The sequence below is a fragment of the Lacrimispora sphenoides JCM 1415 genome (assembly GCF_900105615.1).
Classification (GTDB): domain Bacteria; phylum Bacillota; class Clostridia; order Lachnospirales; family Lachnospiraceae; genus Lacrimispora; species Lacrimispora sphenoides.
In genome coordinates this window covers 551,024-576,440 of the sequence record NZ_LT630003.1, presented here as the reverse complement: position 1 = coordinate 576,440, position 25,417 = coordinate 551,024, and the positions used below count along the sequence as shown (strand labels likewise).

25 protein-coding genes and 1 pseudogene are annotated in these 25,417 nt (G+C 43.9%); 5 read left to right on the top strand and 21 right to left on the bottom strand.

The features are described from left to right. Positions 1 to 276 precede the first annotated feature (276 nt). Both BMX69_RS02485 and BMX69_RS02480 read right to left on the bottom strand, forming a co-directional pair. Positions 277 to 990, bottom strand: coding sequence for a LytR/AlgR family response regulator transcription factor (locus BMX69_RS02485; RefSeq protein WP_160117904.1), 714 nt, complete (start codon positions 988 to 990; stop codon positions 277 to 279). A 366-nt stretch (positions 991 to 1,356) separates the two neighbouring features. Further along, a pseudogene (locus tag BMX69_RS02480) lies at positions 1,357 to 1,659 on the bottom strand (ABC transporter permease subunit); the annotation flags it as partial. A gap of 301 nt (positions 1,660 to 1,960) precedes the next feature. Between BMX69_RS02480 and BMX69_RS02475 the strand changes: the two are divergent. The 5 genes from BMX69_RS02475 to BMX69_RS02455 all read left to right on the top strand — a co-directional run bounded on the left by BMX69_RS02475 (position 1,961) and on the right by BMX69_RS02455 (position 5,914). Then, positions 1,961 to 2,485: a GNAT family N-acetyltransferase gene (locus tag BMX69_RS02475; protein ID WP_330387595.1), complete on the top strand. Its 525-nt coding sequence runs from the start codon at positions 1,961 to 1,963 to the stop codon at positions 2,483 to 2,485. 124 nt (positions 2,486 to 2,609) lie between these two features. Next, the gene (locus BMX69_RS02470; protein WP_100041470.1) at positions 2,610 to 3,518 is read left to right on the top strand and encodes an AraC family transcriptional regulator; all 909 of its coding nucleotides are present in this window, start codon (positions 2,610 to 2,612) and stop codon (positions 3,516 to 3,518) included. A gap of 25 nt (positions 3,519 to 3,543) precedes the next feature. Then, a complete protein-coding gene (locus BMX69_RS02465; RefSeq protein ID WP_100041469.1) occupies positions 3,544 to 4,035 on the top strand; it encodes a pyridoxamine 5'-phosphate oxidase family protein in 492 nt (163 codons plus the stop codon). Positions 4,036 to 4,386: 351 nt separating this feature from the next. Next, a complete protein-coding gene (locus BMX69_RS02460) occupies positions 4,387 to 5,001 on the top strand; it encodes a helix-turn-helix domain-containing protein (protein ID WP_100041468.1) in 615 nt (204 codons plus the stop codon). 256 nt (positions 5,002 to 5,257) lie between these two features. After that, positions 5,258 to 5,914 carry a phosphatase PAP2 family protein gene (locus tag BMX69_RS02455; RefSeq protein ID WP_054789771.1) on the top strand — a complete coding sequence of 219 codons (657 nt, stop codon included), beginning with the start codon at positions 5,258 to 5,260 and terminating at the stop codon, positions 5,912 to 5,914. A 201-nt stretch (positions 5,915 to 6,115) separates the two neighbouring features. Here the strand turns inward: BMX69_RS02455 and BMX69_RS02450 are convergent, their stop codons facing one another. The 19 genes from BMX69_RS02450 to BMX69_RS02360 all read right to left on the bottom strand — a co-directional run bounded on the left by BMX69_RS02450 (position 6,116) and on the right by BMX69_RS02360 (position 25,244). Next, on the bottom strand, positions 6,116 to 6,865 hold the full coding sequence (locus tag BMX69_RS02450; RefSeq protein ID WP_054789770.1) for a 5-oxoprolinase subunit PxpA: 750 nt from the start codon (positions 6,863 to 6,865) through the stop codon (positions 6,116 to 6,118). A 10-nt stretch (positions 6,866 to 6,875) separates the two neighbouring features. Next, positions 6,876 to 7,685, bottom strand: coding sequence for a putative hydro-lyase (locus tag BMX69_RS02445; RefSeq protein ID WP_054789864.1), 810 nt, complete (start codon positions 7,683 to 7,685; stop codon positions 6,876 to 6,878). A gap of 32 nt (positions 7,686 to 7,717) precedes the next feature. Then, positions 7,718 to 8,746 carry a 5-oxoprolinase subunit C family protein gene (locus BMX69_RS02440; RefSeq protein WP_054789769.1) on the bottom strand — a complete coding sequence of 343 codons (1,029 nt, stop codon included), beginning with the start codon at positions 8,744 to 8,746 and terminating at the stop codon, positions 7,718 to 7,720. Between the two features lie 4 nt (positions 8,747 to 8,750). Further along, the gene (gene pxpB / locus BMX69_RS02435; RefSeq protein ID WP_054789768.1) at positions 8,751 to 9,440 is read right to left on the bottom strand and encodes a 5-oxoprolinase subunit PxpB; all 690 of its coding nucleotides are present in this window, start codon (positions 9,438 to 9,440) and stop codon (positions 8,751 to 8,753) included. After that, complete coding sequence (locus tag BMX69_RS02430; protein ID WP_330387594.1) at positions 9,428 to 10,519, bottom strand: DUF4392 domain-containing protein; 1,092 nt, start codon at positions 10,517 to 10,519, stop codon at positions 9,428 to 9,430. The genes pxpB and BMX69_RS02430 overlap by 13 nt, the downstream gene beginning before the upstream one ends. Before the next feature lie 6 nt (positions 10,520 to 10,525). Continuing rightward, positions 10,526 to 11,383, bottom strand: a complete 858-nt coding sequence (locus BMX69_RS02425) for an aminotransferase class IV (protein WP_054789767.1) — start codon at positions 11,381 to 11,383, stop codon at positions 10,526 to 10,528. Next, on the bottom strand, positions 11,380 to 12,042 hold the full coding sequence (locus BMX69_RS02420) for a cytidylate kinase-like family protein (protein WP_100041464.1): 663 nt from the start codon (positions 12,040 to 12,042) through the stop codon (positions 11,380 to 11,382). The genes BMX69_RS02425 and BMX69_RS02420 overlap by 4 nt, the downstream gene beginning before the upstream one ends. A gap of 12 nt (positions 12,043 to 12,054) precedes the next feature. Further along, positions 12,055 to 12,753 (bottom strand): ABC transporter ATP-binding protein, encoded by a 699-nt coding sequence (locus tag BMX69_RS02415; protein WP_100041463.1) that lies wholly within the window; start codon positions 12,751 to 12,753, stop codon positions 12,055 to 12,057. Beyond that, positions 12,746 to 13,531: an ABC transporter ATP-binding protein gene (locus BMX69_RS02410; RefSeq protein WP_197678668.1), complete on the bottom strand. Its 786-nt coding sequence runs from the start codon at positions 13,529 to 13,531 to the stop codon at positions 12,746 to 12,748. The genes BMX69_RS02415 and BMX69_RS02410 overlap by 8 nt, the downstream gene beginning before the upstream one ends. A gap of 23 nt (positions 13,532 to 13,554) precedes the next feature. Further along, a complete protein-coding gene (locus tag BMX69_RS02405; RefSeq protein ID WP_054789765.1) occupies positions 13,555 to 14,571 on the bottom strand; it encodes a branched-chain amino acid ABC transporter permease in 1,017 nt (338 codons plus the stop codon). 11 nt (positions 14,572 to 14,582) lie between these two features. Beyond that, positions 14,583 to 15,473, bottom strand: a complete 891-nt coding sequence (locus BMX69_RS02400) for a branched-chain amino acid ABC transporter permease (RefSeq protein WP_100041462.1) — start codon at positions 15,471 to 15,473, stop codon at positions 14,583 to 14,585. 4 nt (positions 15,474 to 15,477) lie between these two features. Then, positions 15,478 to 16,710 (bottom strand): ABC transporter substrate-binding protein, encoded by a 1,233-nt coding sequence (locus BMX69_RS02395; RefSeq protein ID WP_100041461.1) that lies wholly within the window; start codon positions 16,708 to 16,710, stop codon positions 15,478 to 15,480. A gap of 489 nt (positions 16,711 to 17,199) precedes the next feature. Continuing rightward, complete coding sequence (locus tag BMX69_RS02390; RefSeq protein ID WP_100041460.1) at positions 17,200 to 17,511, bottom strand: PTS fructose-like transporter subunit IIB; 312 nt, start codon at positions 17,509 to 17,511, stop codon at positions 17,200 to 17,202. A 14-nt stretch (positions 17,512 to 17,525) separates the two neighbouring features. Further along, positions 17,526 to 18,593 carry a PTS fructose transporter subunit IIC gene (locus BMX69_RS02385; RefSeq protein ID WP_054789763.1) on the bottom strand — a complete coding sequence of 356 codons (1,068 nt, stop codon included), beginning with the start codon at positions 18,591 to 18,593 and terminating at the stop codon, positions 17,526 to 17,528. Positions 18,594 to 18,606: 13 nt separating this feature from the next. Further along, the gene (locus BMX69_RS02380) at positions 18,607 to 19,050 is read right to left on the bottom strand and encodes a PTS sugar transporter subunit IIA (protein WP_054789762.1); all 444 of its coding nucleotides are present in this window, start codon (positions 19,048 to 19,050) and stop codon (positions 18,607 to 18,609) included. A 157-nt stretch (positions 19,051 to 19,207) separates the two neighbouring features. After that, complete coding sequence (locus tag BMX69_RS02375) at positions 19,208 to 21,157, bottom strand: BglG family transcription antiterminator (RefSeq protein ID WP_100041459.1); 1,950 nt, start codon at positions 21,155 to 21,157, stop codon at positions 19,208 to 19,210. Positions 21,158 to 21,230: 73 nt separating this feature from the next. Beyond that, positions 21,231 to 21,911 carry a fructose-6-phosphate aldolase gene (locus BMX69_RS02370; protein ID WP_100041458.1) on the bottom strand — a complete coding sequence of 227 codons (681 nt, stop codon included), beginning with the start codon at positions 21,909 to 21,911 and terminating at the stop codon, positions 21,231 to 21,233. Positions 21,912 to 21,930: 19 nt separating this feature from the next. Continuing rightward, positions 21,931 to 22,857, bottom strand: a complete 927-nt coding sequence (locus tag BMX69_RS02365) for a glycyl-radical enzyme activating protein (protein ID WP_100043748.1) — start codon at positions 22,855 to 22,857, stop codon at positions 21,931 to 21,933. Positions 22,858 to 22,889: 32 nt separating this feature from the next. After that, a complete protein-coding gene (locus BMX69_RS02360; RefSeq protein WP_054789758.1) occupies positions 22,890 to 25,244 on the bottom strand; it encodes a glycyl radical protein in 2,355 nt (784 codons plus the stop codon). Between the last annotated feature and the right edge of the window lie 173 nt (positions 25,245 to 25,417).

The window sequence follows — 25,417 nt, the reverse complement described above, 5'->3', positions numbered from 1 at the left end:
TAAAGGAAATGAACACCGCTTCCAAAAAATCCCTTCATAAGAAATAATACCAACTGACAAAATTGACATTAATGTCATTATCAAATTTATTACCGGATGGAAAAAAACTATTTCCGTATTGATGCAAATCTGCCATAGGAAAAAAAGCAGCCAACCAACCACCCTCGTACATCCGCTCCTCTTTACAAGAAAAATATCAAGATATACTTTCAGTAAATAAGTAGAATATAACGACATACTTATACCTGTAAAAATCATTTTAACTGCATTCATTATTTACCTCTTTTTAAACTGTCTCAATTTTTCTTCTACCGACTTTTTGTACGTCCTGCTCAAGGGCAATATGATTCCTTTCGGCATCTCTATTTCTTCATACCCCATTCGAATAACATGCTGGTAATTTACCAGATAAGACTTATGTATCCGTAAAAATCTCCCTGTGCTTTGTTCCAGGCTTTTTTCTATATCATTTAACGCTCTATATTCTTTTAAGCAGCCATCCTGCAAAGTAATTTCAGCCACCCGAAGCCTGCTTTCAAAATACAGAATATCACGTATTGCCACTTTATAATCCGACTTCATATACCGGAAACGGTAATACGCATCCTGTTCCTCTACAAGCCTTAATGCATAATAAAAGGTTTCCTCAAATTCTTTCTTTTTTATGGGTTTTGTAATAAATCCAATTGGTGCAACCCGGAAGGTTTCTTTCATGCATCTGTCATGAGATGTCACATACACCATTTGCACTGTACGGTCTATTTCACGTATTTTATATGCCGCTTCCAGGCCATCCATATGTCTCATCCGGACATCCAGATAAATAATGTCATACCGCTTTCCTTCGTTAACTACTTTAACCAGGTCTTTTCCGTCTTCATAACATTCCACGTCTACCTGAATCCCCGCACTCTTTCCAAGTTCATACAAACATGTTTCCAATTCTCTCAGCAAGTAACGTTCATCATCACAAACAGCTATCTCAATCACAATCATTTTCCCCTAAAAGTATTACTTTCTTATTTCTATATCTGTCAGCCAAAATTCTATTAAGGTTCAAATAATCTCTTGGCGATCATTTCTTAACATATCAAAGATAAGAAGCAAAGCAAATTACTCCGAAACTTATAAAGCTTAAACCAATGATAACATTATAGATTTTACAAAATCTTATGTCAATACGCATACCGATTCTACAGGACTACTTTCTAAAACAAAAGGGAACCGCATCATACCGTTCCCTTTAAGTTTCCCCCTATATGATCTTTCTTCTGTTTTCCGTCCTATTCAAATCCTAAGGTAAAAATTACATTCCCTTATATCCTCAATCATCCTTTCACCGATCCGGCTGTAAGCGATCAGAGCGTTAAGTCCTACCGGTATTGTCTTAAATTTATCCACATCAATAAACATAACTGACATAAAAAGTTCATTCCAGGAATTGATGAACGCAAAGATAAATGTGGCGGCGATGCCTGGCATAATAACTGGTACAATCACCTGAAATAATGCCTGCAGATAGCCGCAGCCATCAATCCATGCCGCTTCTTCCAGAGATTTAGGTACTCCGTCAAAAAAGCCGCATAAGGTTACAACAGAAAAAGGTATCATCATATTTGTGTATAGCATTGCCAGGCCATACAAATTATTCAGCATCCGCACCCGGCCCACTCCGCGTACCCTCTACGCGAGTTTATATATCAAGCATATATTATCGATTTTTTCTCCATATATTCACGATCATACTTAATCTAATACATCCCATTCTGATACAAAAATAATGGATGTTAAAGTAAGAAAAGCAATTTATATATAGTGCTTTTTAATATTTGTAATTTTGTATTTTATGGTATATACTCAGATAAATTGATAATTATTAAAAGCAAAATAGTTAGTATTCATATGATAGGGGGGGGGAACTATCAATCATTTAGGAACGGTACAGATAGAAACAGATCGATTGCAATTACGCAAATTTATTATATCCGACTCGCGAGCACTGTTTAATAATTGGGCAAACGATGTAGAAGTAACAAAATTTTTAACATGGTCACCTATTATGTCTGTCGAAGCAGCTGAACGTATATTATCAGATTGGATTAATCGTTATTCTGACAATAAATTTTATCAATGGGCAATCGTATTAAAAGAAAATAGCGATGAACCTATTGGTACGATTAGCGTTGTACATATGAACGAAAAAATTGATATGGTACATATTGGTTACTGTATCGGGAGAAAATGGTGGCATCAAGGGATAACCACTGAGGCGTTTAAGGGGATTATTCCATTTTTGATTGAAAAAGTCGATGTTAAGCGTATTGAATCTCGACATGATCCAAGAAATCCAAATTCAGGTAAGGTAATGTTAAAATGTGGGTTAACGTTTGAGGGAACATTGCGTAATGCTGACATTAATAATCAGGGAATTTGTGACGCTTCTATGTATGCACTTTTAAAAGAAGATTATTATAATTTAAAATAATACACCTTACTTGGTAATTTTTAAGGTGTAATTTATTCAAGCTGTTGATCAGATAAAAAAGAGCAGACACCGTTAAGCATTCGTTTTTCGTCTGTGGTATATTGTCTTATAGAGAGGAATCTATATGCATGCATGGGAAGCCATACAAAAAACTCTGAACCACATCGAAGAACATCTTGATGAAGAAATCCACATCGAAGAACTGGCTGAAACAGCCGTACTGTCACTGTTTTATTACCAGAGATTATTCACTCGATTGGTAAAAACATCGGTTCGGGATTATATTAAATTGCGCCGATTGGCAAAATCTATCACGATGCTGCGTGATCAAGAAAACCGCATTATTGATATTGCAATGGAATACGGTTTTGGTAGTCACGTAACTTATACGCGAGCGTTTAAAGAAACCTATGGAATTACCCCTTCACAATATCGAGATAAACCGATTGGCTTACAGAATTTTGACAAACCCGATTTATCGCTTGGTTATATTGTGATTGATGAGGGTGTACCGCTGATTAGTGATGGATTGGTTTTGGAAATGAACCGTAAATTTCTTAAAGAGCCAATTAATTTTCTTGGTGTTACAGGATATTATCCATTCAAATATGGTAAAATGTTTGGCGAAAGAACCGGCGTTGACACGGTTGGGGAGATCTGGGACAGGTTTTTTAGGGTTCTTCCGAATATCTCACATATCTCAGAGGGGCGCTGGGTTGGTGTTTCATATCACGGCGATGCACCAGACGGTTATTCGAGTTATTTTGTTGGTGCAGAAGTAAAAAAAGACGAGAAAAATCCTGGATTTACAAATTGGCAGCTTCCCATACGAGAATATATCGTCTGTGGCTTTGAATCGGAAAATCATGAACAAATGATAATTAATATGGGTAAGGCAATGAAATACACTCGGTTCTGGCTTAAAAAGCACAATCTAATTGCCGATGGATTTTTCCCTGAGATGTATTATAAAAGTACGTCCGACATCTCTTATGTGGAATTGTGGATTCCTTTTAAGAAACGAGAAAAATAAATAATTAATTCTGGAGGAAAAGTAAATGAGCAATTACGAAGAAGGCTTAAAATTAATCGAAGAAAAGTTCGGAAACGGCAAAGACAATGTTATTTCCCTCGCTACGATTGCGCGGGAGCCGGGCGCTAACGGAATGCCCCGCCCGGTTGTCCGTAGTGTGGACGCCTATTATGAAGACGGCACATTTTATGTTGTAACACATGGAAAATCAAACAAAATGCAGCAAATCTCGCAAAATTCGGAGGTTTCGGTTGCGGGTTGTTTAGAGATGTTCACCGCTAATGGAGTAGGTGAAAATCTCGGTTGGGTGCTTGATCCAAATAATGCCGAAATAAGAACCAAACTCCGTACAGCTTTTGCCGAATGGTACGATATGGCTAATAATGAAAAGGATGAAAACTGTTGCTTTTTGGCAATCCATCTCACTAAGGGAACATTAAACATTAATCATTGGGAAAAACTATACCATATGGATTTTGTAAATAAGACTGAGATGGAACATGGAGGTATTTTTTAATCAACGAAACATTTCCAGTACTTAATTAATACGCCCCTAAGAGATTTCATCTATGCAACGCATGATCCATATAATATTAATCTACTAACAAAGAAGCAAGACATATGCCTTGCTTCTTTGTTTTGTATAAATAGTCTTGGGGCTCTCTTTGAACCGCTTTTTGTGGTATAATTCGTCTATAACAAGTTAAAGTATAATAATCATGGAAGTGTCGCTATGATCGCAACAATTAAAGCAGCCATGATACGGGGCATATCTGATAGGCGTGTATTGCAGTATCGCAGCGCCTGTCGCATTGAGATAGCCTATTGATGGCCGCATAAAAACAGATGACTAATAGGGGTATTGTATATGGAATTTGGCGAGAAATTACAACAATTACGAAAAGGAAAAGAATGGACACAGGAACAGCTTGCAGAAGAATTATTTGTATCCAGAACGGCTATATCAAAATGGGAAAGTAGCAAGGGATACCCGAATATCGATTCGCTCAAAAATATATCAAAACTTTTCTCGGTATCTATTGATGATTTGTTGTCAGGTGAGGAGTTGATTTCCCTTGCGGCAAACGAGAACCGCACTAATATAAATAAGATTTTCAGTCTGGTTTATGGTACTTTAGATGTTATGACAATCTCCTTTTATTTCCTTCCGCTTTATATTCGACAGGATAGTGACCTGATTCGGGCAGTGAGTTTGTTTTCGAACCCAGACGTAAGCACCATTACATGGACGATTTATCTTGTTTCGCCTATTCTAATGGCAATGATGGGTATCGTACAAATAATTGCTCAACATTTTTTGAATGATAAATGGGATCGTATTAGCAGAACCTGCTCTATTCTGTTACAGGCTTTTTGTATTCTTGTTTATGTTGCAACTCGTCAACCCTCTGCGACTTCTCTCCTTTTCCTATTTTTAATGATTAAGGTGGTTCTTTTGATAAAGAGCAGCCGAATAATGTAAATTGATCTGAAAAGACTTGTAAAAACCCTTCGACACGAAAAGTGTCGGAGGGTTTTTGCCGTTGTGACGATTCGTATCTTGAATATTTCCATACTTGACCACACAATGATGATGTGGCTGGCACACACACATATCAATATTACAGAAAGGATTTTATGAATGGAATTTATCATTAAAACAAACAGATTAGTAAAACCATATGGAATACGGCTTGGCTTAAATAGTTTGCCGCCCTATGTTCTGAAAGGAGGAAGATATGATGAAAAATAAAAAGTGTTTTATTCTTGCCGGAATATTATTCTTGCTATTCATACTATTTACGGTGGCGGTTTTAACATTTGACGTCAGCCCCATAGGTCCGGAGCAATCCACGGTTGGATTTTCTACCTTAAATGGCTTTATGTTCAAACTGCTTGGGCAAAACTTGCTTTGGTACCACATCACAGACTGGATTGGTGTTGCAGCTATCCTTGTTGCTATGGGTTTTGCTATATTAGGGTTAGTGCAGCTAATAAAAAGAAAAAGTATCAAGTGTGTAGACAGCGATATTATATTACTTGGAGTATTTTATATCATCGTAATATTTTCATATGTATTGTTTGAAATATTTATTGTTAATTACAGACCAATTATCTTGGTAAGTACATTAGAAGCGTCCTATCCATCTTCCCATACGATGATTGTACTATGTATCATGACTACCGCTATTATGCAATTCCATTCCCGGATACGAAATAAATCAATTAGAATTTCGGCGGAGGTCATATCTGTTGCTATCATCGCCGTAACGGTGATTGGGCGTTTTATATCAGGGGTACATTGGTTCACCGATATTGTAGGAGGTTTATTGTTGGGTTCTGCACTTATTATTATATATTACGCTACGGCTAGACAGGTATCAAAGAACGAATAGATATTGGAATACCAATATTATCAAATTGCTACCCAGTATACTAATGACGGTTTTGAAATAAAAATCAAAACCGTCATTTTCTTTCTCTAATAAATAGATGCAGAAGTTCTATGTGCTTGATAATTTCAGCTTTTCTGTAATCGGAAAAATACAAAAAAGGCATGACAGTTCCATGCCACGCCTTTGGTTTGGCCGTTAAAATCATTTTACCTCTATTCCTGCTTCTGAAAATCCTTTTCTTAGCCTCTTTACAAATTCCAGAGCCTTCCCTCCATCTCCATGAACACATACAGAATCCGCATCAATGGAAACCGTGCTTCCGTCAATGGCTTCCACCACCCCTTCTTTCGCCATTCGGATTACCCGCTTTAATGCCAGTTCCTCATCTTCAATCACCGCGCCTCTCCGGCTTCTTGGAACCAGGCTTCCATCTCTTTCATAGGCCCGGTCTGCAAATACCTCACTGGCAGCAGACACTCCTGTATCCTTGGCCGCCCGAAGCATCTCACTATTGCTGAGAGCCAGGAGAACCAGGCTGCCATCCACTTCTTTTATCGCCTGGCATATGGCTTTTGCCAGTTCATAATCGTTTGCCGCCATGTTGTACAAGGCCCCATGGGGTTTTACATGACAGAGCCTGATTCCGGCTCCTCTGCAAAAAGAGTTCAATGCCCCGATCTGATACATAACACTGGTTTTTACTTCATTGGGAGTAAGGCTCATATTTCTTCTTCCAAATCCCGCCAGATCAGGGAAACCCGGATGGGCCCCTGCCCTCACTCCATATCTCTTACATAAAGCCACCGTCTGTTCCATTACCACAGGATCTCCCCCATGAAAGCCGCAGGCAATGTTTGCCGATGTAACATAGGGCAGCACCTCTTCATCCAGTCCTATTTTATAAGCGCCGAAGCTTTCCCCCAGATCGCAGTTTAAGTCAATGACCGGCATACTCTCACCTCTAATTCTTTAATTCTGCATTTTTTAAATCCGTAATAAACATGTGTCCCGGAGCGTGAGTAATTACAAAGGGGGGCCTGCTGTTCATGACCACTGCCTGGGGAGTTACCCCGCAGGGCCAGAAAACAGGCACCTCTCCATTATTTATGGTCACCGGATCCCCAAAATCCGGTTTGCTGATATCTTTTATTCCAAGAGCTTCCGGATAACCGATGTGAACAGGTGCCCCATGCACCTTTGGCATGGAAGCAGTAATTACAACCGCATAGGAAACCTGATGATGAGGAATGGGCCTCATGCTTACCACCATATTACCTGAAAATATTCCTGCGGACGTACAGGGAATGTTCGTATGGAACATAGGAACATTTACCCCCTCCTCAATCTGTCTCACCGGTATCCCGGCCTCCAAAAGTGCTGTTTCAAAAGAAAAACTGCAGCCAATAAGAAAGCTTACCAGCTTTCCCCTGGTTCTTTGATACTCCTCAAATAGTTCTGATACATCTGTGTATTCACCGGTGCACGCGCCGTATTCATACACCCGGTATCTGGGAATATCCCTTGGAATATCACTTCCTTCTGCCGTCAGGGGAAAACTCCTGCTCCCTGCATCCGATACTTCCAGGAGCGGGCAGGCCTTGGGATTTCTCTGGCAGAACAAAAGAAAATCCCAGGCCAGCTCTTCGGGAAGGATCACCAGATTTCCCTGGGCATAGCCGCCGCACATTCCGGTGGTAGGGCTGTGGATCACCCCCTCCCTGATCAGCCGGCGGACTTCTTTGGGTTCTCTGTGTCTATACTCTGGTTCCATGTTCATTCCTTCTTTCCTGTCTTATGGTCTATTTACCCGTAAATGATATTCCTAAGCCGTTCCTTAAAATTCCTCAGCTTATCTTCTTCCTTCCGGCAGATTGCCACGGCTTCACCTGGAGTTACATACTGAAATGCCACCCACTCCCCCGGCTTTCGCTGGGCCAGTGCAGGGATATCCGTGCTGATCACCGTAGCGATTTTTGCATATCCTCCGGTAGTTTGATGATCTGCCATCAAAACCATAGGAAGTCCAGAAGATGAGATCTGAACTGAGCCTTCTACGATTCCATCAGATATGATATCTGCTCCATTTTTCATTTCAATGGGTTCGCCCTCCAGTTTGCAGGCCATGCGGTCGCAGTCCATGCTTAACCGGAAAGGGTTCCGTATCAGAGTGTTAAGTCCCAGTTCCGTAAAAGCATTTTCCTGGGGGCCCATTACGGCACGCAGAAGAACCATACGGTCATCTCCATAAAAGCGGTAAGGTGTTGACGAATGACGCAGCCATGGTTCATTCTCTCCCACGGCTGCCAGCTTTTCATTCCCTTTTAATTTCTTTCTTATTTTCTTAAACTGTCTGAGATCTTTTCCTGACTTCAGTCGATCCCCTTCAAGGAGTGCCCTTCCCTCTAAGCCACCAATGCGGCATTTTAAATTGGTGGAACGGCTTCCCATGACAGAAGGAACCTTTACTCCTCCATAGACCGCCATGTAAGTCCGAAGGCCGGAAGCCGCAAGCTCCATGGTCAGAATATCTTCTGTCCTTACCAGAATCGGAGAGAAGATGGGAACCGGGAATCCATTGATACAGGGTTTCATATCCCCGCCTGCAAAGGCGATGATCTCGTCAGAGTTAAAACGGATCTCACCGCCTTTTAACGTAAATTCGATAACTGCCGCTGTTTCCGGTTCTTCCAGATTCCCGGCAAGAAGATTGGCAAGCTTCATGGAATACTTGTCACAGGCACCGCTTTCCTGGATGCCCTGGCTTAAAAATCCTCTTCTCCCTTTATCCTGAACCGTGGACAAGGCTCCAGGACGCAAGATTTCAAATCCCATCCCGTCACCCCTTTTCCTGTTTTCTTTTTATTTCTTTATATTCTTCCTGGCTGATAGGCACAAAACGAATGGAATCACCGGCTTCATAAAGAGGTTTTCCCACCTGCTCCGGCTTAAAAAGACAGTAAGGCGTACGTCCGATCAACTGCCAGCCTCCTGGAGAGTCCATGGGATAAATTCCTGTCTGCTCTCCTCCGATTCCTACACTCCCCGCCGGAATCCTGGTTCTGGGCGAGCTTAACCGGGGAGTGAAAATGCGTTCATCCATTCCTCCAAGATAGGGAAAGCCCGGAAGAAATCCCTGCATATAAATACGGTAATCCCTGCTGCTGTGAATCCGGATCACCTCGTCCTCCGTGATCTTTCCATGCTCTGCTACAAAGGAAAGATCCGGTCCGTAGCTGCCTCCGTAGCAGACCGGAATTTCCACCAGCCTCCCTCTTATCCCTGTTTTGCCTTCCAATGATTCTGACAGTAGAGAAAGAACCTTTAATACCGTATCATAATCTGTTTTCAAAGGGTCATAACAAACGAGAACAGAACAAAAGGCAGGTACTGTCTCAAGAATCCCTTCCACCGGAAGCTCATGGATCTTCCGGTTTAATTCCATTACCTTCGCATTTACCTCCTCACTGATGGAATCACCCAATTCCACCAGGGCGCCGCAGTCACCGACCGGTTTTATTTGAACCATGGCCCATCCCCTTCTTCAAAAAATCCTTTTTCCAGCACAGAACGAAACCAGTGATCGGAATTATGGGAATATCGGACTGCATAAGCCGTACACTGGCGCATCAGGCTGACAATTCCTGTATTCAGCCGGGTACTAAATCCATCGATTCCAGGGATCAGTGAACCGGTCATATCAATAAGACCGGTTCTTGACGCCGCTCTCATCAGTTCCGCTTCCATTTCTTCCCGGTGAAGAATCTCCATATCCCGCTTTAAGTAAGCCAGTGCCGCGATCAAACCGTAGCAGCCCCAGTCAGAACAGGTTGCCGTTATCACATGGTCCGCCCGGCTGGCCGCCAGAATTCCGCCTCCGCAGCCGCATACACATTCCCCGGGAGCCGTTAAAGGTATGTATTTTTTAATATGATCTGCTATGGCTCCCATGCCGATCTCATTGCCAAGATCACCGATGGCTATGTTTAGGACACCCTTTTTCCGAAGCATTTCCCATAGTATATCTGTCTTGGCTTCCAGCTCTGTTACATTGTCTCCGGCTGAATTGTGATAAACACCATTTTCATTGGAACCGGGAGCCTCCACAGAGATTACCGCTCCGGGAAGCCCTTCTTTTATCAGCCATTCCGCTTCGATTTCTGCCCTGGCCGGATTTTTTGTAAAGGCTATCACTCCCATGCTGAGAGGAAGTTCCCTTACGGTCCCTATATCCTGGTAAATATGAAGGCCTACCACGCAGGCACATTTCACTACCGACTTCACACAGTCCTCAGGGCAGATGATAACAGGTTTTGCCCCAAAAGCCATGACTAGTGCTCTTGCCAGCAGCATGGAACTGACCATTCCATCCATCTCCGGCTTCTTATGAGGCAGAAGCACAAAACCTGTCAGTATATAAACCAGATCATCTTCTTTCACCGTTTCACACAGCATTTCCGCCGCTCTCATGGTAAGAGGCTCCCCCATCTGCTCCCGGCTCCCGGCATAAAGAATCCGGCATACCCCATAGCCCCTGGGATCTAAATTCATCAGAGCATCCAGGTTTTCTCCCACATTTCTCTTTTCCAGTCCGCCTCTATCCATCATCCACTCCTAATCAAATATACTATCTCTTCCTGTATACTCTAAGTATTCTTCCAAAACAGCTTCCTGAATCTTCTTTAACGTCGCCGGATCCTTTCCACCTACAGGCTTTCCGTCAATAACGTCTGCATGAAGGCAAAAATTAGAAGAAGAAGTCACGATGACCTCATCGGCATCCATAAGCTCTTCCATGGTAAATGCCCGCTCCAGTACCTGGATTCCAAGCCTGTAGCAGGCCTGAATCATATGGGTCTTTGCAATCCCCCGAAGGATCAGGTTATCATTGGGATGGGAAAGGAAGGTTCCGTTTTTTAAAATAGAAACATTGCTGTGGGCGCACTCCGTCACCGTATCTCCTCTGTGTAAAACAGTTTCCATTGCTCCAGCTTTTAAAGCCTCCTGAGAGGCAAGCACAGACGGGAGAAGATTTAATGTCTTAATATTGCAGTAAAAAAACCTGGTATCTTCCATTGTTATCAGGCGGATGGGAACATCAGGGTCTTTTAGTTTATTTGGCCTTATCATGACCCACAGCTTTCCAAGCATTGCCTCGTCATAAGCATGATCCCTGGGAGCCGTCCCTCTTGTCACCTGCCAGTACACAAAATGAGTATTCCCCTCCACCATGGAAAGAAGTTTGGTCAGAAGTTCTCCAAGCTCCTTCTTATCCATGGGAATCTTAATATCCAGAGCTTTGGCACTGGAGTAAAAACGGTCCAGATGATCCTCCAGAAGATACACTTTATGATTTCCTCCAACGGTAGCATCATAAACTCCATCTCCAAAAAAATGAACCCGGTCCTGAAAGGGAACCATCAATTCCTCAGGGGCTCCGATCCTTCCATCATAATAAGCAAGCTCTTTCATAATATCTCCTTTTCACTGGAACAAATCCCAAATTTTAACTCTACAAATTTCTTAATTAATTCCACGCAATGATCCAGCCCCAGACTTTCCGTGTTCAGGCAAAGGTCATAATTTTCAGGGTTCTTCCACTGCCTTCCGGTATGGTACATATAATAGGAATTCCTGTATTTATCCAGTTTGTCTATATACTTTGCAGCCTCCTGTTCGGATATTCCCTGCCGCTCCATCTCTCTTTTTAAGCGGAATCCATAGGGGGCATCCAGATACACGGATACTACATTGGGCTCATCCTTTAAGATAAAATCCGCTGCCCGGCCGATGCAGACGTAGGATTCATGATGTAGAAGCTCCTGCAAAATCTTGGCCTGATAATTAAAAAGGTTCTGATCCGATAAAAAATTGCCGCTTTCCTTAGGAATGACTTCGCCGCTGTAGACTCTTCTTGAGGCACGGTATAAAAAAGTTTTTTTCGTATTTTCATCTGCATTTGCAAATATCGCCTCATTGATTCCGCTGTCTTCTGATGCCAGACGCAAAAGCTTTCTGTCATACAGATCGATCCCGTAATCAGCCGCCAGTTTTTTACCGATGTAGCTTCCTCCTCCGCTTCCGCAGGTACGAGTGATGGCAATGGCAAAATAATTCTTATTCTCATCCATAATCGTATCCTCCTATTGTCCAAGATATGCTTTCTTTACCCTGTCATCCTTTAGCAGATCTCCGGCACTTCCTTCAATAATAATTTTTCCCGTCTCCATTACATAGGCTCTGTTTGATACGGATAAGGCCATTTTTGCATTCTGTTCTACCAGTAACATGGTGATCCCCTTTTTGTTTAATTCTCTGATAATAGAAAATATTTCTTTTACCAACAATGGAGACAGTCCCATAGACGGTTCATCCATCAGGATCATCTTAGGTTTTGCCATAAGGGCCCGGCCTACGGCTAGCATCTGCTGTTCACCGCCGGACAAGGTTCCTGCCAGCTGTTTTTTCCGTTCTTTTAAACGGGAAAAACGTACAAATACGTCTGCCATATTGGCCGCCATGTCTTTTCCATCGGTAAATGCCCCCATTTCCAGATTCTCCTCTACAGTCATCTGAGGGAAAATATGCCGTCCTTCCGGTACATGTGCCAGTTTTAAATTGATGATCTTGCTGGGTTCTGTTTTTAACAAATCGGCTCCGTCAAAGAGTATCTCTCCCTTATCAGCTTTTTTTAGCCCTGAAATAGTTCTTAAAATAGTGGTTTTTCCCGCTCCATTGGCTCCGATCAGGGAAACGATTTCTCCATCATGAACTTCCAGGGATGCCCCATGAATGGCTTCAATGGCTCCGTAAGACACTGCCAGATCCTTTACCTTAAGCATCTTTCTCTACCTCCTCATCGTCTTTTCCCAGATAGGCTTCAATGACCTTTGGATGATTGGCAATCTCCTCCGGGGTCCCGGAGGCAATGGTAGTACCGAAATCCAGGACAGAAATCCGTTCGCAGATTTTCATGACCAGGCTCATATCATGCTCGATTAGAAGCACGGAGATCTTAAATTCATCGCGGATATAGTTGATAATCTCCAGGAGCTCTTCCGTTTCTGTCGGGTTCATCCCTGCCGCAGGTTCATCAAGAAGAAGGAGCTTCATATCCGTAGCCAGGGCTCTTGCTATCTCCAGGCGCCTCTGCTCTCCATAGGGCAGATTTCCTGCTTCATAATCTTCTTTTCCATTTAAATGCACGATCTTAAGCAGTTCCCCGGCTCTTCTTTTCAGTTCTTCTTCCTGCTTCCAGTAGGACGGCGTACGAAAAACAGCATGGAACAGATTGTAGGAAAGCTTGGCGCTCATGGCTGCCTTTACATTATCGATTACGGTCATTTTCTTAAATAACCGGATATTCTGGAATGTTCTTGCAATTCCTGCTTCGACAATCTGATGAGTCTTTTTCCCATTCATAGACTGGCCATTTAAGTAAAAGGATCCTTCCGTCGGTTTATAAACACCGGTGATCAGATTGAATACTGTAGTTTTTCCAGCACCGTTTGGACCGATCAGCCCTACCAGCTCCGATTCTCCGATTTCCATATTAAAGCTGTCCACCGCTTTTAATCCGCCGAACTGGATTCCCAGGTTCTGTGCCTTTAATACCGGCATGGTACCTTCTGCTCCTGTCATATTTATACACCTCCTTCTGTTTTTTTCCGGTTCTTTTCCCAACCGCCTTTTCTGCCTGTCAGCCGTTCACATACACGAATGAGAGAAAACTCCCATGTTCCAAAGATACCGCCCGGTTTAAAAATCATAACCAGTACCAGTACTACAGAATATGCCAGCATCCGGTACTGGGAGAACTGGCGCATCATCTCCGGGAGGGAAGAAAGAAAAGCCGCTCCGATAATAGAGCCGGTAATGGAGCCGCTTCCTCCGATGATTACCTCTGAGAGAAGTTCCGCTGAGTACATGAAGTTAAAGTTGGTTGGAATCATGGCCGTCATGTAATGGGCATAAACACCCCCGCCGATTCCTGCAAAGAAAGCGGCTACGGTAAAAGTAAGCACTTTATAATAAGTAACATTGATTCCTGAGGCAGATGCCGCTATGTAATCTTCCCGAATGGCTTTCACCGCTCTGCCATAGCGGCTGCGCACGTACATGTACATGACAGTAAGGCAGATTACCATGATCCAGAAGCTCCAGTAGAAATTGGAAAGCTTTAAAATGCCGCTCATGGTTTTTCCGCCGCCAGTTATAGAAAGATTGCAGAATAGAACCCGGATAATCTCTGCAAAAGCAATGGTCACAATGGCAAGATAATCTCCTCTTAAGCGGAGAGCCGGTATTCCCACCAGGATTCCAGTCATGCCGGCAGCAATTCCTCCAACAAGGAGAGCAACCAGGAATAAGGCGATATCCGGCAGTCCCTTTCCGGCAAGTCCATTGGATACAATAGCCGAAACATATGCCCCTACTGATACAAAACCGGCATGGCCAAGGGAAAATTCCCCCATGCAGCCCACTACCAGATTTAAGGAAGCCACCATAATGACCGTATAACATGCAGTGGTACTGATCCCCTTGATATATAGGGTGGACTTGCCAAAAGCATTGTTTTCAAAAAGCAGGACAAACAGGAAAAAAACTGCAAGAACACCAAGGAAATTAAGGAAATAGGAAACTTTAAACCGTTTTTCCATGGGTTACCCCCTTAAACTTTCTCGCCCACATTCTTGCCAAGAATGCCGGACGGTTTCACCAAAAGAATCACAATCAGAATGGCATAAGTAATCGCTTCATACCAGCCTGGTGCAAAAAGCTTAACATAAATCTCAATCAAGCCAACAAGGATTCCTCCGAGCATGGCTCCGGGGATGACTCCGATCCCGCCAAGAACAGCGGCAATAAAAGCCTTAAGTCCCATCATGGCCCCCATATCGTTGGTGACACGGGGATATTTGGCGCAGTACATAAGGGCTGCGACTGCTGCCAGCGCGGAACCGATGGCAAAGGTCATAGTGATCACTTTATTGACATTGATTCCTGCAAGTATGGAAGCATCACGGTCCTGGGGAACTGCCCGCATGGCTTTTCCCATCTTGGTATTCTTTATAAATATCTGAAGGCCCGCCATCATAACCACTCCGATACTGATGGTTAAAATAACGTTCAGTGGAAGAGTCACTCCATGCACGTTTACAGAGGGTAAATCAAATATCTTCTGGACATTATGGGGCTTGGCTCCAAAGAGAACCATGGCCAGATTTTCCAGAAACAGACTCATAGCCAGTGCTGTAATAAGGGCTGACATGGAACCTGCCTTGCGGATCGGTTTATAGGCTACCACCTCTACCATGACTCCCACCAACCCGCAGATGACCACGGCAAGGAAAACGGAAATCCATGCAGGCATTCCTGCATGGATCATGAAAGGAATTGTATAAAATAAGGTATAGGCTCCAATCATGATAAAATCTCCATGGGCAAAGTTAATCATACGGATGATTCCGTACACCATGGTATAACCAAGTGCTATCAAAGCATAGATAGCACCCTGGTTCAGTCCGTTTATCAGGCTTTGAAAGAATAATGAAAATGTCATAGTTTTATTCCTTTGCTCCTTCCGGTGAAAGAGTCATAAGCCATTTTACCTTGCCGTTTTCAAAGGTATTGATCGCCACGGATTTCTCCGGATCTCCGTTTGCATCCATGGTAAAGGTTCCTCCCACACCTGTAAAAGTCATTCCCGTCATCCCATTTATCAGGGAAACCGTATCGGATGAACCGCTGTTTTTGGCAGCTTCCACCAGCATGTAAATGGCATCATAGTAAAGAGCCGCACAGGCATTTAAGCTTTCCGTACCGTACTTTTCCGTATATTTGGATACGAAATTGACTACGGCCGGGGCAGTATCTTCCGAAGAATAGTGGTTGGTAAAATAGCAGTTCTCAAATTTTTCTTCAAATCCTGCCGTATCAGTTCCATCCCAGCCATCGCCTCCCATGACGGCTCCATCAAAGCCTGCATCCCTTGCCGCGCCTATCAGAAGGGGAACCGTATCAAGGAATGCGGGATAAAACAGGAAGTCTGCTCCTTTTGCTACTACCTGGGAAGTCTGGGATGAAAAATCTGTATCCTTTGTGGTGCATTCCCCTACATATACCACTTCAATTCCGTTTGCCTCGGCATTCTCAATGAATGCATCCTTTAAGCCGTTGGAATAATCATCATCCTTGGCATAGATAATGGCAGCTTTTGTCCAGCCTTTTTCCTTTGCAAACTGAGCAGCCATTTTACCCTGATACGGGTCAATAAAACAATTCCTGAAAATGGTGGGACCTTTTAAGGTCACGTCTTTATTGGTAGCACCTGTTGCAAGAAGGAGCATATTGTCTTTGGAGGCCTGTTCGGCAACGGGAAGGGTGACAGACGAAAAAAAACTTCCGACGATGGCATCGGGACTTTCCTTCATCAAGCTGTTATAAGCATTAATTGCCTGTTTGGCATCACCGCCGTCATCTACTATTTTTCCGCCATTTACAATTTCAATCTTGTAACCGGAATCTCCGTCGTTGATTTCTTCAACCGCCATGTTAATGGCATTCTGCGCGCCTTCCCCATAAACAGCAGACCCCCCTGTGACAGGACCGTAAACGCCGATCTTAACGGTTTTCCCGTCTCCGCCTTCAGGGGAAGACTCTCTATCCTGGGAAGCCGCTGAACTTGCAGCGGCTGTACTGCCTCCTGCAGCACTTTGCTGTGCAGATGAGCCGCAGCCGGCAAGAAGCGCTGCCGTCACTGCTGTAATAAGAGTTACGGGTAATAATCTTTTTTTCATAATCGTTTCCTCCTCAATCTATTATCATACAAAACGAAAATAAAGACGGAACAAGGAGGCTTCCCTCAAAATGCAGGGAAAACCTCCTTGTTCTCCTTAAGAGACTTTTTTGCCTTAGAACATTTGATCACATGCATGGCAAATATCCAAAAGCAAAAGGAGCCGCAACCGTACTGTGTACGCTTGAGACCCCTTTGTTCTCTCGTTTCATATATTGGTTGGATTATAGCATTTGCATTTTTAAAATTCAAGTGTTTTTTCCAGCTTTGTGTTTTTGATGGTCTTGACTTAATATTCTTAGTTATTCAGAACGTTTCTGTAAATTCATCGAGTTCTGGCTTTATCTTGTTGCCTTGGTGCAAGCCACCCTATATCCATGCAAATTATTGAAACAGTACTCACCCTAAGCTTCTTTTAAAGCCTGGCATAACTCATCCAAAATTCGGACACTCCCTCCGCCATACCAGGCCACTATTTCCAAAACCACAGCTATTTATTTACAGCACTTTCAATTTTATTGAGAATTGCATCTGTTTTTTTAATAGCATCTCCAATTGCAACTCTTGCAATCAGCTTTCCTTTAAAGCGTTCTTCCCTCTTAATCGGCATATCCTTTGTCAGAATGACGGCATCGGCATTCAACACATCCTCACACGTGATTTCATTTTCCACACCAATGGATCCCTGTGTCTCCACCTTTACTTCCCATCCTCTGTCCTTACACTTTTTACTGATGGCTTCGGCAGCCATGTAGGTATGAGCAACCCCAGAAGGGCACGCTGTCACTGCTATAATTTTCATAGTAATTCTCTCCTTTATTCAAATGAAATATCCACATCATCGTCATCACCGGCTGCAAGAGCCTCATTTTCTTCTGAAACATTCTTTTTAAACACTGCGCACAAAGCCACATAAATTCCAACTCCAACAGCCATACAGGCAACATATCCCAAACGGTTACCTGCTACCGGAAGGACGATCAAGCCTCCCCAGGCTGCCTGACATGTCACTCCAATGGCATAAGCAAGAGCAGAAGCAATCGCTGTGCTTATCATATTTATAGGAATCATATGAAGAGGGTCTGCACTGGTATAGGAAATCGCTCCTTCAGAGATTCCTACCGCTCCCATGGCCAAAGAACCGATTCCTGCTTCCCGTTCCTCTGCTGTAAACTTGTTTTTCAGAATCAGAGAGGCAGTGCCCGCTCCAAGCGGAGGAACTGCAATGGCTATGGCACATGGGCCTGCATATGTATAGATCCCCATGCTGATTGTTGCAACCATAAAGCTGAATGCAACTTTGTTTACCGGCCCGCCTAAGTCAAAGGCAATCATTGCTCCCACGATCAAACCTAAAAGGATTTTATTTCCATCGTTCATATTAGTCAGGAATTCGGTAAGCACCTTCATCAAAGAGGCGATGGGACCGCCAAGCACGAACAGCATCAGGATACCCGTAAGCAGGACGCTGACTATGGGGATTATTATGATGGACTTTAAGGACTGAACAGCTTTAGGTAGCTTGATCTTTTTTAAATAATAACAAATAATGCCGGCAAAAAGACCGGAAACGATTCCTCCCAGAAAACCCGCTCCAATGCTGCCAGCAAGTACGCCGCCTGCAAGCCCGGGAGCAATTCCGGGACGATCGGCAATGGAAACTGCAATATAGGCAGACAGCACTGGTACCATAAGCCCTAAAGCACTGACCCCGATCTGCCAGATACTTCCTGCCAAACCGCTCTCCGGGGCCGCCCCTTTCCCTGCCATCATAACAGCAACCGCCATCAATACACCGCCGCCTACCACCACCGGAAGCATATAAGATACGCCGTTCATCAGATGTGTCCTTGTTCCTTTTAAAATTTTAGTTAATTCAGACATTCCTCTTCTCCTCCTATAATTCCCCTACCAGTTCCAACACCTTATCGCTGGTGTCTGCTTTTAACAATGCATCTCTGAATTCATCGTAAATCAGTTTCCGAAACAAACCCGCCAATATTTCCAGATGACGGTCTCCTTGCCCCTCAGACGGCACTGCCACCTGGAAAATCAGCTCTACCTCTTCCTGATCATCCCATTTAAGAGGCTTTTTCAGCCGTGCAAAGGTCAAGGAGGGATATTTCACATGGCCGGACCTGGCATGAGGGGTTGCCGTAAGGAATCCTACTGCCGTAGATGCCTGTTCTTCCCTCGTCAGTACATCCTGTTCATATCCTGTCTTATTTAATAGACGGTCATTTTGTTCCATCAGGGCGGCCAGCTGTTCAATCACCTCTTCTCTGCTTTCTGCCTCCATATCAAATACAATCAGTTCCTTGGACATCAGTGGCTTTTCCATGCAGTAAAACACTCCTTTGTTATTTCTTGTTATTTATTAATTGTATTTTATTCCTGTTTACTATTATTTTCAACACGCCTATTGTCGTTTTTTTGCATAAACTCAACTGCAATTTAAAGCAAATGAAAAAAAGATGGCATTGCCATCTTTTCTCTCCTTACTGCAAGATCTCCATGATCTCTTCTTCTGTCCGCACTGTCCTCAACAGCCTTATGATATTCTCATTTCCTGCCTTTTCATAAAACGACTTAAAAAAACGCCGTGTCGTTTCCCCATCGTTAAAATTCAGTGCCAGCATGAAAATAATATCTACCGGCGCACTTCCCCAGTCTATCTTTTGTTTAAGGCGGATCATGCATACTGCCGGCATCAGAACACTGTTTTCTATTCCATGGGGAATTGCAACACCATTGCCGATCTCCGTAGAACTGATGGTTTCCCGGTAAAGGACCTCTTGATAATACCGATCGGTGACACAGCCATAATCCCTTAACACCTGGAAGCCTATTTCAATCAATTTATTTTTTGATACCGTCTCCACATCCAGTAAGATAAACTCCGGGCGGATGTACGATCTAAGGGTGACCTGTTCCGGCCTTCCAAGTCTTAAAGTAAATACTTCGCTGCAGGCTTTCTGAAGCCGGAGGGCATCCCGGTCATCCACAACCGGTGTTACATAGACGGCCGGCAGTTCACACTTTAGTCCCTGGATCGTTGTAATCACCATATCACAGGATAATGCCTGCGCTTTATCCAGCTCATCCTTGGAAAGAACCGCAATGATCCTGAGACCATCCATCCTTTTCTCAATCTTTTTTGTAGTCATTTCTGCCAGAAACAGACTTCCGGCTCCTACCAGTACTGCATTTACTCTTTTTTCAATCCGGATCAGGGCACCGCCGATCAAAAGAGTTAAAAATGCTATTTCATGCTCAGAAGGAATTCTGCCAATGACCTCCCGGATATAAGCCCCCATGCCAAAGCATGTGTTAAAGATAATTCCGTAATTGGTTTTCACATCTTCAAGAAAAGGATTTCTGATTTCAAATCCGCACCGGGTCCTTACAATACATTTATAAAGAAAGCTCTCCAATCCGGAAAACAATCGTTTCTCCTTGTAAAAATCCAACCCTGTTGCAGCAGACAAATAGGAAACAATATGACTGCAGATCTCTTCTACCTGCTGTCTGGCGCTTTCGTCCTCCTGCCGGACATGCTCTTCCTGCTGAAATTCCGCTCCGGAAAGCAGCAGGTAAATATAGCTGCGTTCCTTTGCCGGATAGCGTATTCCACAGACATATTCCAGGGTGTCCGCCAGGCTTTCAGACAGAACACTACCGGCTCTCCCAGGAGAAAGTAAGACCAGTTCTTCCTCCTTGACCATGAACCCCCGTTCCATACGCTTTATCTGTACACAAAGGTATTCCACCATCATAATGAAGCTGTAATCCACAAAAACCAGATAGGATTTTGCCTCAAACAGCTGAAGCGCCCGGCAAACTCCTTTTACCAGGTTTCTCTCATGAACCTGGTATAAATGCTGTGCCTTTTCGATGCCAATCCTGTAATCACAGGACAGATCTTCTTCCTCAGGTTCAACCTTCTGTTCTCTGAAGAGTGCAGCCAAAGCAGAACGGAACCCCGCCTCCGTTCCTTTGGCGGTGACTCCTGTACGGGATTTTCTAAGGATCGTAATTTCATAATTCTGAAACCAGCGCTCCGCTTCGTCTAAGTCTGCCCCGATGACCTGTCTGGACACGTAAAGTTCTTCTGCAAAAAGGGATATGGTATAATTCTCCCAGCCCTGAAGCATTATTTGGCGGATATAAAACTGCCTGTCCTGTTCATCGTAATAAGGGGCTTCCTGTACTAAAAGCTCTGGCAGCCCATTCATATCTTCAGGCCCCAGCTCCAGGTAAACACCTACTCCCCGTCTACCGACATAGCTGATTCCCTGTTTATCACAAAAGCTGCCAACCTCTTTCAAATAAGTGTTTACCGTACGCTCCGACATGTCTAACATCACGGACAGCATCTTTACAGTGATAGGAGTGTTTCTATTCAGTACAAGAATCTTCATAATCCGTAATGCTTTATCGGACAGCATGGAAATATCTTCTCCTTTCTACAAAGAAAAGCACGCAAATCGTATTCGACCGGCTCATTGCTTACATAAATGACTACATGCAGTCCTTCATGGTCCTGCCTGCACCGCACAGCCCTTCAAAATCCTTGGTAAAAGCGCTTACCGCCATCGTTACAGAGTCATTTTTTATCAGCCCCTCTATGACATCCGGAGAAATCGTAGACGCACCGACCCCATACTGGCAAAGTTCCAGGACCTGCTGGGAATTTTTAAAGCTGGCTGCCAGAACTTCTGTCTTTAACCCATTTTTCTTGAAAATGTCGTGAATGTCCTTTGCCGTCCTTACGCCATTTGCTCCAAGGTTATCGATCCGGTTCACATATGGTGCTGCATAGTCTGCCCCGGCTTTTCCTGCTAAAAATGCCTGCATCTGGGTGTAGATGGCCGTGGCTGTCACATTGGCTCCTTCCTTTTTCAGGGCTTTCATGGCTTTTAATCCTTCTTTTGTGGCAGGGATCTTTACATAGGTATTCATTCCAAGTTCCTTTTGGATCCTGTGGGCCTCTTCAACCATCCCCTGTGCATCTGCTGCAACCACCTGCACATGAAGCTCCGCTTCCGGCCCAATAAATTCACGGATTTCTCTTAGGGTCTCAAAGGGCTGCTTTCCGTTTTTCGCCAGAATAGTGGGATTGGTCGTAACACCATCTACTGCAAATGTGTCGTATACCTCCTTAATCTTCTCAATGTTTGCATCATCAATAATAAATTTCATACTTCTTCTCCTTTCCTTCTCATGATTCTAAAATGATATGGTTTACTCCGTTAGATCTGGCGATTTCTGCAAACCGCTCCATGTCGTGACGGGAGTAGGGTTTTGGGTTAACTTTAAAACAATAAGTTTTATCTACTAAATGGTACTTAGCTTCCCCCAGGGGGTTGTAATTCAGTATTTCATAAGACACTTCCTTGTAAACCTCTGAGATAAACCGGCTGATTCCTGCAATGTTATCTTCCTCTGTGGTAAGCCCTGGAATCATTGGGGTGCGGATAATAACATGGTCTCTATTCTCAGATTCCAGCAAAAGACGAATGTGTTTTTTAATCCGCTCATTGGTCACACCGATAGATTTTTTATGGACTTCCGGGTCAAAAATCTTAAAATCCGCATAAATTATATCCAGCCATGGGAGTACGGCCTCCAGTGTTTCTGTTGGCACATAGAGAGCTGTCTCAATCGCCGTATGGATGTTCCTTTTCTTCATCTCCTTTAAAATGGAGAGTACAAACTCCGGCTGGAGCAGCGGTTCTCCCCCGGACAGGGTGACGCCGCCGCCGTATTTATAAAAAGGGGCATCCTTAAGTATCTCTTCCACAACTTCTTCCACGGTCATCCTGGTGCTGTCCCATAGGATTGCCCCGGAAGGGCACTCCTCTATGATCCGGTCCCAGTCCTCCGTTTTTGTAACATCAAGCCTGATTCCCTTTTCTGTCATGTAAATTCCTCTGTTTTCAGAAAGAGAGCAACAGATCTGGCATCCAATGCATTTGTTCGGGAAGTACAATGGCCTTACCAACCTGCTGATCCCTTCCGGATTATGACACCATACACAGGATAGGGGGCAGCCCTTTAAAAATACAGTTGTACGGATTCCTCCGCCGTCATGGGTGGAAAAACGGCGGATATCAAAGACGGTCCCTTTTACTGTCCTCTCCTCCATATTGATTCCCTCCATACTTTTTATGTTTTTCATCAGATATCTGCATAACTGGTCCTGGCGATGATTTCATTCTGAAGTTCATCGGCAAGCTCCGTAAAATAAGCGGTATACCCGGCTACCCGGATGGTAAGGCTTCGATACTGTTCCGGATTTTTCTTTGCCGCAATCAAATCTTCCTTACGGACCACATTAAATTGGATATGAGGAATCTCCAGATCCACAAAGGCTCGCAAAAACAGGGCAAACTTATTGATTCCCTGCTCTGTCCGGAAAAATTCCGGCAAAAACTTCATGTTAAGAAGCCCTCCGTTTGTGGTCAGGTTTTTATCCAGTTTTGATACGGACTTCAGTACTGCCGTAGGTCCCGTGATATCCCTTCCATATACAGGAGACATTCCGCCATCAGCCAGGGGCTGTCTTGCATGCCTTCCATCCGGTGAAGCTCCTACATTCTCTCCCATGGGAACATGAGCAGAAACCGTATACATACCGGTATGGTATTTTCCGCCTCTGTAATTGGTATATCGGGACAGGCGCTTTTTAAAATATTCCGCCCACTTGGCCCCCAGCTGGTCCACCCAGTCCACATCATTGCCATATTTGGGCACTTTGTTTAAAAGCATGGTGCGCAGCACTTCTTTTCCTTCAAAATCATCTCTAAGCGCTTCCAGCAGCTCTCCGGCCTCTACTTTATGTTTATCAAATACAAGAAGCTTTATGGCAGCCAGACTGTCTGCTAAGTTGGCCACCTGAATCATCTGGATTCCGGAGAAGTTGTAACGTGCTCCTCCTGCAGTTACATCCATTCCCTTTTTCATGCATTCATCAATGACGGAGGACAGAAATGGGGAAGGCAGCAAGTCTATATGGGCCTTTTCCACCTCTTCACAGGCCTTTACCATTAAATCCATGTATTCATCCAAATATCTCTGAAATACGGTTTCCAGCTCTTCAAAGGTTTCGTAGGTGGTTAAGTCCCCATAGTTGGGGGCTAGCTGTTCTCCGGTCAAAAGGCATTTCCCTCCTGTCAAAGTCAGTTCCAAAGCCTTGTTTAAGTTAAACATGGCTGCATCGCTCCAACCCAGATTATTTCCCTGGGTGGTTAGCTCCACACAGCCTACAATGGCATAGTCCCTGGCATCCTTTGAGGCCACCCCCAGTTCTTCCATGGACGGAATCACCGCCTTATCATTGAAAAACTGTGGCATGCCGCTTCCCATCGAGACCACCTTGACCGCCTGTTTTAAAAGAGCATCTCCCGTATGTTCATGAAGCCTTACGGAAAGATTCGGCTGGGGAAGTCCTAAGTGTTCCTGGGCTTTTAACAGAAGAAACGAAAGATCATTGACGAAATCATTTCCCTCGGCGTCCTGTCCGCCTATGGCAATGTTAAATCCGATGGGAAAGCCTGCGAAAAACTTGGCGCTGTTAGCATTTCGCATATATACGATCTCATTGAATTTCAGCCACAGGCACTCGATGATCTCCAATGCTCCCTGTTCATTAAGACGCCCTTCCATTATGTCCCGGTCAAAATATTCCCAGAGGAATTCATCCATCCTTCCCGGCGAAAAGGAAGAGGCATTGGATTCCATATGAAGGACCACAAAAAGGAACCACAAGGACTGAACTGCCTCATGAAACGTTTCCGGCGGCTGTTCGGACAGCTTTTTGCAGATGCGGGCCACCTCTTCCATACTGCAGCGCCTGCCTTCATCTGCTTCCCCTTGTGCCATGTCCAGCAAAAGCTTTTGATAACGCTGCATAAAATAAATGGTTCCGCTCATCACAATCGACACGCTTTCAAAGAATTCTCTCTGCTGTCCTCCTGCGATCCTTAAACGGTCATCCGCTTCCTGTTTGATTCCTGCCGGACCTTTACGAAGCCATTCTTTGCAGTTTGGACATATATGCCCCTGGGCATGGTCCTTTTGGTTGATTTTAACCACCTTTGCAATATGATCGATTTCTTTTCCGTAGCGTTCCCGCAGCACATCTTCTAAGGACTTTCCCTTCCAGTAGGGCCCGATTACCTCACGGAAATATGTAATGTCTTCCTGTCTGACCTCAAATCTGTCCTGAGGCCTGGTCGGCAGTGTTTCAAATTCCCGGTTCACCCAGGTGCTGCCGCTTTCCGGAAAGACAACTCCATACCGTACTCCGGCCGTCCGGTTGCCCACAATCAGTTCTTCCGGTTCAGCGTGGATTTCCATCTGCTTTAATGCAGCCTTTAAAGACAATGCCCGCTGGATGATTCTCGGTTTTTCTTCATTTGCCTTGTAAGTATCCGTGATGATCTTCGCCTGCTCAATCGATGCATATCTTGGCTCTGACAGCATCTTATTCTTCAGGATACTGATACGGTCTGTCATTATCAGGTTTTCCATGTACTTTCTCCTTATTTTTATTTTTTATTATTAGTTTTTCTTACTTTAGTATATTCCTCTATATTGTTTTTGTCAACGATATCATTATTATTTTTTATTACTTTTTATTTTTTAGAAGTGTGCACGAATAAGTAATTTTTTAAGTCTTATTAAACGTACCAAGAGCATATGGC